The following is a 10258-nucleotide window of genomic DNA, read 5'->3' as shown; positions in this document are numbered from 1 at the left end:
ATAGTAGATTTTTAGGTTCTTAAAATATTTATATCTCTATTATATTCAAATATGAAAAGGAGTGTTGTTATGAGGGCTAAAGGAGTATTAATATCGTTCCTCGTTTTGATTACGTTTTTAGGATTTTTGCCAATAGAGAAAGCAAGTGCATCTGCATCATCTAATTCAGTAAATGAAGTAGCAGATAGAATTGATACAAATAAACGTTATTATTTAGTTACAGCGGATTCCCAAACACTGGGAATAAGTGCGCTTCAATCATTGCTTGCGCAACGTCATTTCTGCTATGTTGCTCTTGTACGTGGAACAGGAACCTCTTTAAAATTCTATTATTCAGAAGAAAATGGGAAATATCGAATTCAATCTCCTGATTTTATGATTGTTGGAAATACTAAAATTGCTAAGTGGATTTCTTATAGTCCTGAATCATCGTTGTTAGATTGGGATATAACACATTTTTCTTATTGGACGATAACTCCTGTAGAGGGTGGGTATACAATTCAAGCAGAAGATAATGGATACTTAAATTATAGAGAAGTAATACCTGAAGGGGGGAGTAGTAGACCTGGGATTTTTGCTGAGGTAAGTGATAAGAAACTCGTTTGGAAATTAGTACCTGCATCTTAAACTTATAGATATAAATTGTTTAAAGAATAATACATGAATAAGAAACAGTACCGATTACTTTAAGTTGCAATTTGTACTGTTCTTTTTATGTATAAAAATAATAATTTTGTACTTTTTTTGTGGAATATAGCATACATATACATTGCAACACTTGTTGATAAAAAACATGTATAGTGACAAGTGTTGCATGACTGGTTTCTTGAAAAGATTGAGGTTTTATTAGATTCATAGTCGATTTTAAGAGAAACATTGCTCTAAGAATGAGCAGTGTTTTTATTTTTCTAATGAGCGCCTATATTACAAAGCTGACATGTAAAATAAGCTGTATTCTGCAGTATAAACTCTTGATTTTGGGGAGTACATTATTTTTAAAATGAATCACTGAAAAAATTTGATTATAAAAGGGTTTTTACAAGAAAAAGGGTTCGTCACTTGTTCTTCGGCATATGTTAAAGAACAAGTGACGAACCTTTTTGTTTTATTTGTATAGGGGGCTGCCGTTATTTTGCAGATTTTATACGTTAAGATATATATAACCAAAAACATTAACGTGTTGCTGTTTTCCCTTCTTATATATCTCACGGACTAGGACAGCAACATTGTCACTAGGGCAACTAGGTTGTTTATTATAGTGTGTATCTAAGGAAAGTATAAATGTTTTTTGGAAGACTACAAATAAAATTTCACATACCATATTTTAATAAAATAACACTTTGACAGATAATTGCACATTTGGATTGTACTTAGAAGGTAACTTCCGTGTCTTCATAATGAGCAGAAAGACAATTTTATATATTGCATGATTTTGAAGAGATCTACTATTTCAATAAAGAAGGGTATAAACGTATTGACTCTAAGAAAGCACTCTAGAGCTTCGATCAATTTAAACACTATATTATGAGGAATGGTATCGATATTGTGTAGGAGGCACCTAGCTTTTCAATCAAACCAGTATCTTATCCTAGAGCATCCGTTGTAGCGCTATGCGAAAAACGTGATTACTTGAAGCGGATTGTTAAAATTCTATGTGATTGTGGTGTTAGTGTAGAAACAGGGTTGCGAACGCATAGCGTTACAACGCATCATCTTGACGGTACAAATCATGAGGTCCACTAGACTATTTACTTAGTCATGACGTATTAGAAACGCAATTCTGTGTTGATGTGAAACGTACGTATAATACTGCAGATGTTGAGGTTTTTGTTCCTGAGCAACCACCTAAACCAGCAGAAATTCCAAAAGGAGTCACTGATGGAATCGCTTATATAGAAGGCTACAATTTGACACTCCCCCCTAAAGAGACAAGCTGGCAAAGCCATTGGGATTCTTGCTACCAAAGGCGAAGTCCATTTCTGGTATCGCTGACGTGCAAGATTGCGGTGTGCCATCACCACTCTCACGACAGACCTTATAGGTTCGTGAGCTACTGTACTATGACCATACCGTACAGCTAGTTTTGTGTCCAAATGTTTTAGCGTCTTGTTCTTGACGACACATATCATTTTACCGATAGCGTGAGTTAGTCTATCGAACCTCATATGATATCTTGTTTTCAAGGAACACATAGGCGTTTGAGATCTTATATATTTTGTTTCTAATAATTGATACCCTCGGCCTTCAAAGACTGCTTCGGCGTCTTCAGAAAGTAATTTTTTCCCCAGGAACTAGATCCCCTACATATATTGCTAAATTAATTATAACAAACCTATTTTCTTCAAAAAACTTACAAGAACTAATCATGATTATGCTCGCATCCTATAAATGAAAGTACAAATTATTAAGATTTTTTTACTTGAAGGAATTAATAAGGCGCTATGGAATATTTTCTTTTAGGAGGTGTTATAGCGTTATGTCGGATATGAAAATCATTTATACCGCTAAAGACGTCTATAGTCGTTTGCAAGTGAGCGACAGCACACTAAGAAAGTATGTGGAAGTCCTCCAACGAGAATCCTACATTATTAAGAAGAATAAACAAGGTAAGAGAGAATATACAGAGCATGACGTTATGGTGATAGAAAAGTTAATTGAACTTAGTAAGCATGACAGTATAACGCTTGAAAAAGCAGCGAAGCTTATTATGCAACAATTAGAAAGTATCAATCCAAGTATAAGTATAATCAAAGAAGAAGAGCCCAAGGAAGCGGATTTAATTCCATTTCATATTCAACAACAATTGCAGAAACAATACAGCGTTATGGCGAAAGAAATGAATCAAAGCATGTTGGAAATGGAGAAAAGGTTAAATGAACAAGTTGAGCAAGCCAATAAACGAATTGAACAACGATTGGAAGAACGAGATGAGAATCTGATGAAAACATTAAGAGAGATCCAGGAGACAAAACAATTAATGAAGGAATATCATGCGGAAATTGCAGCAGCAAAAGAGAATAAAAAGCCTTGGTGGAAGTTCTGGTGAATGAAAAATTATAAATTACGCATAGGTAGAAAAGCATACATTTCTACTTTTCTACCTATCTTAATGTTGCTTGTTAAAGGCTTGTTGCAGCTATATATACAAGGAAATTAGACCGGCTATAACAATCAATGGAAAGATTACTGCTAGTTTATTTTTTAGAGGGACACGTTTATCTGGGACACCTGGGTGGACAACAAAAACGAGTAAAAGAATTGCTCCAATAATACCTAAAAGCATGTTAATGATAATCATCCTCCTATGGAATATTGTTACCAAGAGTATAGCACAGTTAAATAACATATTAGGTCATAAGTGTAAAAAAACCCAATATAAACCATGTGAAGATATGGATTTATTTTCTTTTCACTAATAATTAGGGATATTTCTATATAAAAAGCCGTTAAAGATTATAAATATCTCTAACGGCTTGCCGTGTCTTATTTTTTCTCCAACATCTCATAAAGGTGCTTGTACATTCCTTTATATCCTTCAGACTGTCGAGTTGTTAGCTTAGTATTTACATAGCTTTCAAGAAGCATATCGATAATGCTGTTAATCGATGCTTTATCCATACTTTCTTGTTCTTTTATAAATGGTTTAAGAGTATTTAGTTTTAACAAAACAGCTGGTGAAATTTTAGCTGTTTTAGATGGAACTAAACGTTGATCTGGTTTCTCAGGTGCAGGTATTTTTCCTTTATTAATGATAGGAGTCATAACCTTTTTCTTAACAGGCTCATTATTACGGCCAAAATCGTTTGTTCCTTTTATCTCCACACCTTTGTCATTTAAAGTGTTTTTGCCTCCAGGTGTTGTGACTATAGGTTGAAATGGTGCTTTAGACATTATGAGCCTCCTCCTTAAGCATTAATAGTAGCAAAATAGTTTTCATGTTCATTAAGTTCGCTAAGAACATCAATGAATAGTTGGTGGGCCTTTTCATCCCACATATCAACATTTCCACTAACGTTAATTGTTTTATGAATTCCTTCGATATCATAAACTTTAAGACGTTCTTGATATCTAACGATTGTATCTAGGACGTTTCCACCATACATTTCTTGAGCTTGTTGTAATACTTTATTATCCACTCGTTTGCCTTGATGTAACATCATTGGGATAATCCCTAAAACTTGTAAATCGGCGTCATATGTTTCTGCTAAGAATTGCATATAAGCGATGTATGTTTGAGCGCCTTCTAAAGATAATTCTTGTGTTTGTAGAACGATGATACAATAATCGGCTGCTATCATAGCGTTATCTGAGTAGTCACTGATTGTTGGTGGTACATCAATGTAAATACGGTCATATTTATCTTTTAATGGTTCTAGTAATTTTTTTAAATTTGTAATCTGTGCAAGTTCATCTTCAGGGAACATATCAAATAAGATTTTTGATAGTTTTCTAAATGAGGTATTAGATGGAACGATGTCCAAATTCTCAATTACTGGAATAATCTCATTCTCTAAATTTTGATTTAGAAATGCATCTGTAATAGACTTGTCTATTTGTTCAATGTCACCTGTTTTAGCAAGGACTCTTGTAGCGTTACCCTGAGGGTCCATATCCACTAAAAGACATTTCTCATTAAATACTGTAGCTGCTTCATAAGCCAACATTGTAGCTGTTTTTGTTTTTCCAACTCCACCTTTAAAGTTACCGATTACGTATGTAGTTGCTTGTCTAGTCATTTTCGACATTCCTCCATAAAACTCCGAATAAGTATACCTTTGAGTAAAATGTAACATCTACATACAATATTCGCAACAGTATACCGTAGAAAAGTTTATGTTTTTCAAACGGATTTATCGAAAGAGTAGAAAAGTATACTTTAGCGTAAGATTTTTCGGTATACTTTTCTACTTTTCTACTTATACGTAGTTTATATAAGTCGTGATTTTGCAGGTGGAAAATTCTGCATTTCTACTTATGCGTAGTTTTTGGATGTCTTCGATATACACTGGTAATTAAGGGTTAATTGCATTTTTTAAGAAGATCACGTTAAAAATATGAGTGCAAAATTATACATTTCTACTTATGCGAAAGTTAGAAAAGGTATACCAACTTTCGATTCTAGGTAGAAAAGTAGAATTTTACACTTTTTCGTAGTTCTACTTTTCTACTTATACGTAGTTTGGAGTTGTGATTTCTTTATTTACAAACAAAAAAACTTGCTGTAACGTAAGAAACAACAAGTTTTTCTACAAAAAATGATTCAATTTGATAAAGCATATAAAGAGCTCTTTAGAGCATATTCGATAAATAATTTACAAAAACAAATAAAAAAGAACGGCTGTCTAATCGAGATTTCTCAGGTCTCAATCTGACAGAAAGAGTAGAGTTACGTCAATAACTTTACTCCCCGGTGAATACAATTTGCTGTCAACATCTTGTATTCCATTTACACACTGCACCATCAGTCTGTAAAATTCTCCGCCCGTTCTAGTGAACTATGTTATTAGAGATATAAAAATATCTGTATTTAGTATAGTTAATTAGTGCTGGATTGTAAAGATAGAAACCCTTATTTAAGTACGATAAAATTACGTTTAAATATGGAAAAATTCTGTTTTTATATACTTTTTAGGGAATTTTCAAGGTGAGCAGTGTTATAACTGCTCACCTTTTTTTATTGTCAAAAATCTAGTGGAAAGGAGATTCAACATGGATAAAGCGCAGCAAGCAATCGAATTGATTTTACATAATGGACTACGAAAATATAAATATAAGAATTCTAGAGCTAGCGTTGCCATGTTAGACTCTCAGGATACTAGTATCAAGATGAACGACAGATTTGTGTTTATTACACGTACAAAAGAAGATCTCACTCATGATTATGGAACAAAAGGAGTCGTATTAACTTCTCAAGAAGCAGTGCTGGACCATATTGGACAAGCAACGCACTGGACTCCGAATGTATTTAGAGTAGGAACGTATTTTGATAGAAACAGAAAAGTAATTCAAGGGCATGAAGAACGAAACCTAAAGCAGATCAATTGCTTCACTGTAGATATCGATACAAAGGACGTTACTCCAGGAGAAATTGTGTTGGCCGCGATGGACAACCGATTAGGAATGCCTACAGTCATTCTAGAAAGCCCGAAAGGATACCAGGCTTATTTCGTGCTAGATAATCCATTATTCATTTCAAATAAGAACGATTTCCGTGGATTACGTAGTGCGAAGCGAATCAGCGAGAACATCAGGAGGGCGTTAAATGAACAATTACCTGGTGTTGATTTAACATGTAATGACTTCGGATTCTTCCGTATGCCTAACGAAGAGAATGTAGTATGGATGGATGCAGACAGTACATGTAATTTAGCTCATTTAATTGAATGGTCTAAAGATCAAGACATTGGCCACCGCAGGAGTTTATTTAAAGTACTTTCAAATAAACCAAGTCGTACAACACAAATTACTGAAGGATGGGTGCAAAAGGTACTGTCATGCACACATATTAAAGGTCAAAAAGGTGTAATTGGGCGTGATAATGCTTTATTTACGCTCGCTTTGGCATGCTATTCATCCGGAAAGACTGAAGAGGAAGCCTATAACTTGTTAGATGAATTTAATACGAATTTAAACAGCCCTTTGAAAAATGCAAGCATTCAAAAGGCTATTCGTAGTTCCTTCTCAGGTAAATATAAAGGTGCAAGTAAAGAGTTTATTAATCACATTTTAGAAATTTGGGCAGATGGAGAAGCAACATATTCAGGAGTTGCACCGTCACAGTACTGGTATAAACATAAGAAAGCTCGTGAGGATCGTGTACGTAGTCATTGGTACGAATGGGAACAAGATATCATTGGCTTCTTAAAGGTGCAAAAGAACATAGAAAAAGGATTTGTATACTTTACTCAAAAGGAATTGTGCGAAGTGCTACAAATACCAAGAAGCACGTTAAACAGCGTGTTAAAGAAATCAAAACAAATATATATCCATGTAATCGGAAAAGGAAGTCTAAGGCAAACAGGACTGTCTACTTTGGCGATGCTTTTTAACTATGCTATGAAGAGTAAAACGGAACAAATGGAGAAATATATACACTGCATTAAAGTAATTGTTCCAGAAGCAGCAGAACGTCTACAGGCGCTATTATATAAGAAAAAGAATACGAGTCCTACAAACATAATCGTACTTAATACCGGTTAATTTTACTTTGTCCACTCTGCCAATACATATTTCTATTATATCTGTGTGCTACGTTTTGTAGGGGTATGCTGTAGTTGAATTTCTAGGTGTTTTATATTGGTTGGGTTTGTTAGAATTTCTTCTATTTCTGAGTTTTGTTTTATCAATTAAATATAGTACGTGAAATTATGTAATAAACTGTACTTTATAAGGGGGTTCAGCTGAGCTACATGTAAAAATGGGTCCTAGATTGGATTTAATTCAAATAAAATGATTAATTTAATTTTTATACAGGTATACTCTTTTCTATTGATTGCGGTATGTTTTGTAAATCAATCCTATAATCACCAAAGCGTTTTATATGTTTCGTCATTAAAGAGTTATTAGGGGAATCCCATGAGTGAGGACAGGAAGTCTTGGCTTATATGCTGAAAAATCATGAGCCAGGAAAATGCGCGGACTATGTGATTGGTCAAGAGTTTAAAGTTATCTATCAGCAAGTATAGGATACAATGAATATTATGCATAGAGAACTAGGCTATGGAAAGGGTAGATTGGATTTAAAGTGTTAAGATAGAGGAGTTATAACTGTTATAACGAATTTGGGATATTAAAAAGGAGGTTATGACTATTTATGGCTCCTATAATTTATGAAAATGTATCTCAAGTTGCAAAGAGGTTAAAAGTATCACTTTCTACGGTTAAAAAATACTACTTATTAATTGAGGGTTATAACTGTTATGCCTTTAAAAGAGATGAACGAGAACGGGTTATTTTTGATGATTATGATGTTAGGTTGTTACAAAGATTAGTAGAATTAAAAAGTATGCCGCAAGTTACACTAGAGGATGCTTGTAAACTTCTTTTAGAAGAGGAAGGATTAACAGTTAAGAATACAGATATGACTGTTATAACTCCTGGATCTGATGATTTGAAAGTATTACTGAAAGAATTAAAAGATATAGTGGAGTTACAACAAAAACAACTACAGAATCAAAATGAACAAATAACTAAACTAACAAGTTTATTGGAATCACAACAAAAATTATTAGATTATTCCAGTGCTATAGAAAAACAACAGGTTATTGATCGTGATCAAGCCGTTATGACTGTTATGCGAGAGCTTCAAGAGGTAAAACAGATAGTTGCGGCAAGTAATGAAAAGAAATGGTATCAATTTTGGAAGTAATCCACTGAGTCCTATACGTTTATGCTGCGAAAGTGTAGGACGGGCCCCCAGAAAAGGGAAAAAGCCAAGTAATTAGTGTCATAACTTAAGGGAATGCAGTACAGATCAGCATACAAGTATTCCCTTGCTATTAAAATGTTGTTTTTTAAGTATACTTTTATTTACGTAAAACATTGGGTTCTATGATATAAAATATTATATTTCAAAAAAGCATCGCTATTTTTGAAAGCGCTTACTAAAATAAAGGTACAGAGATTCATAAAATCTTAATATAGTAATAAAAGAGGGAACAATATGACAATCGCAATGGCAGTTTTAAAATTTATAGGTGGAATCATTCCATTCGTACAAGAGCTTTTAAAAGCAGTAATATAAGTTCATTATTCCGCAATTTTTATAAAAGAAATAAGGGATTCTTTTTCTTTTGAGTTTTGTTCTTAAGTATTAAATTATTTTTTGTTAAATAGATGAATAAGGAAAATAAAAAGTAAAAAAATATAATATATTATTAAATAAATTTATGTGTTGTTTTGATGCAATATTGCATATTAAAAAGAGTTGCTAATTTTGTTATTTCAAAATACAATATAAATAATTAAATATTCAGAAAAAATACAAGGAGTGATCATTATGGCAATTGCAACAGCAGTTTTAACCTTCTTAGGTGGGGTACTTCCTTTAGTAGCAACTTTATTAAAAGCATTTATGTAATATAATTTTTTCAGATTTATTCTTAATAAAACTTATACAAATGATTCATGTATTGGAAGTGTACTCAATATATGGATCATTTGTATGGGTTTTATTAGAAAAAAGTTTTTTTGTTTTTATTTAGGTTATAGTCTGATGGTAATGAAATGACAATCAATCCCAAATAATTAGGGGATTCTTTACAATGAAAGCGCTTTCTGTTATAGTGATAATGGGTTGGATGGCACGAGTGGCTATCAGGGTATTTAGCGTAGGTGGGGCTAATACTATGGACAGGATAGAAAGAAATATTATATTGTTTTTTACTATTATGAAACTCTACATACATTATAAAAAAGGAACTGATTCATTATTTTATGAGTTGATTCCTTTTTTTATTTTATTACAGTTAAGTGAGGGTAAGGCAATTTTCTTTCGAAAAAATGTCGAATTTATCAGGATTTTGTATTTTTTTGTTGATTTATTTTATTTTTAATGTTAAACTCGTAACAACAAGGAAAGAGTAAACAAAAACCCTTAGCGATTAAATTTTCAGAATGTTTAGTCTTATCGGTCGATTTACTCCATTTGATTGACATGTTTGTGTATTGAATCCTCCACTCTTTCTTTGTTGTACCCTACAAAAGAAAACAACCTGTTTTTATCAAGTTGTTTTCTTTTGTAAAAATTTAATTATTGTTTTTATGACAGTTGGGATAATTATTGTAAAAGTTATTATGGTTTACAGAGGGGGTGGACAGCTAATAGATTGGACATTTAATGCGGAGTTTACATTACAATGGAGTGAATACAGAAAGGGGTGAAAACCAAGAAATTTGGTGTCAGTTTATTAATTTTAGAAAAGGAAGAATAGAAATATAGTGGACATACAATTACAATAAGGGAATGCAGTATAGATTAGTATACAAGCATTCCCTTTGTACGATTATGTTATTATAGGTATGAATGAATTCCTTACTTATATATATTCCATGTATTTTATCCACTACATATGAATAGGTAGTGGTTTATTTTTTAAATTTGAAATGTATCTAAGATATTATCTTTTTCTTCTTTATTGATACCAATATATTTGAGTGTAATTTGTGGTGTACTGTGATTGAGTATGTCTTGCAACATAGCGACATCTTTTGTTTGTTTATAGAACCAATAGCCGAATGTTTTGCGCATTGTGTGAGT

General features: G+C 32.8%; 8 protein-coding genes and 1 pseudogene. 5 read left to right on the top strand and 4 right to left on the bottom strand.

Going from position 1 to position 10258, the window contains the following annotated elements; translation table 11 throughout:
* Positions 1–69 precede the first annotated feature (69 nt).
* Both C564_RS0130240 and C564_RS0130235 read left to right on the top strand, forming a co-directional pair.
* Positions 70–627, top strand: a complete 558-nt coding sequence (locus C564_RS0130240; protein WP_018768043.1) for a hypothetical protein — start codon at positions 70–72, stop codon at positions 625–627.
* A 1849-nt stretch (positions 628–2476) separates the two neighbouring features.
* On the top strand, positions 2477–3046 hold the full coding sequence (locus C564_RS0130235; RefSeq protein WP_018768042.1) for a DUF3967 domain-containing protein: 570 nt from the start codon (positions 2477–2479) through the stop codon (positions 3044–3046).
* Between the two features lie 90 nt (positions 3047–3136).
* Here the strand turns inward: C564_RS0130235 and C564_RS37925 are convergent, their stop codons facing one another.
* The 3 genes from C564_RS37925 to C564_RS0130220 form a co-directional block, all read right to left on the bottom strand.
* Positions 3137–3298, bottom strand: a complete 162-nt coding sequence (locus C564_RS37925; RefSeq protein WP_165774937.1) for a hypothetical protein — start codon at positions 3296–3298, stop codon at positions 3137–3139.
* 185 nt (positions 3299–3483) lie between these two features.
* The gene (locus tag C564_RS0130225; RefSeq protein WP_018768040.1) at positions 3484–3891 is read right to left on the bottom strand and encodes a hypothetical protein; all 408 of its coding nucleotides are present in this window, start codon (positions 3889–3891) and stop codon (positions 3484–3486) included.
* A gap of 14 nt (positions 3892–3905) precedes the next feature.
* Positions 3906–4736, bottom strand: coding sequence for a ParA family protein (locus tag C564_RS0130220; RefSeq protein WP_018768039.1), 831 nt, complete (start codon positions 4734–4736; stop codon positions 3906–3908).
* 973 nt (positions 4737–5709) lie between these two features.
* On the opposite strand from C564_RS0130220, the gene C564_RS0130210 reads away from it, so the two are divergent.
* The 3 genes from C564_RS0130210 to C564_RS0130185 all read left to right on the top strand — a co-directional run bounded on the left by C564_RS0130210 (position 5710) and on the right by C564_RS0130185 (position 9554).
* Positions 5710–7200: a primase C-terminal domain-containing protein gene (locus tag C564_RS0130210; RefSeq protein ID WP_018768038.1), complete on the top strand. Its 1491-nt coding sequence runs from the start codon at positions 5710–5712 to the stop codon at positions 7198–7200.
* A 613-nt stretch (positions 7201–7813) separates the two neighbouring features.
* Positions 7814–8368: a DUF3967 domain-containing protein gene (locus C564_RS0130200; RefSeq protein ID WP_018768037.1), complete on the top strand. Its 555-nt coding sequence runs from the start codon at positions 7814–7816 to the stop codon at positions 8366–8368.
* 895 nt (positions 8369–9263) lie between these two features.
* On the top strand, positions 9264–9554 hold the full coding sequence (locus tag C564_RS0130185; protein WP_018768035.1) for a hypothetical protein: 291 nt from the start codon (positions 9264–9266) through the stop codon (positions 9552–9554).
* Positions 9555–10093: 539 nt separating this feature from the next.
* On the opposite strand, the pseudogene C564_RS33040 reads toward C564_RS0130185, so the two are convergent.
* Positions 10094–10258, bottom strand: a pseudogene (locus C564_RS33040) (tyrosine-type recombinase/integrase); the annotation flags it as partial.

It is taken from the genome of Bacillus sp. 105MF, assembly GCF_000374885.1.
Lineage (GTDB): Bacteria > Bacillota > Bacilli > Bacillales > Bacillaceae_G > Bacillus_A > Bacillus_A pseudomycoides.
This window is presented reverse-complemented; position numbering and strand designations above follow the sequence as displayed.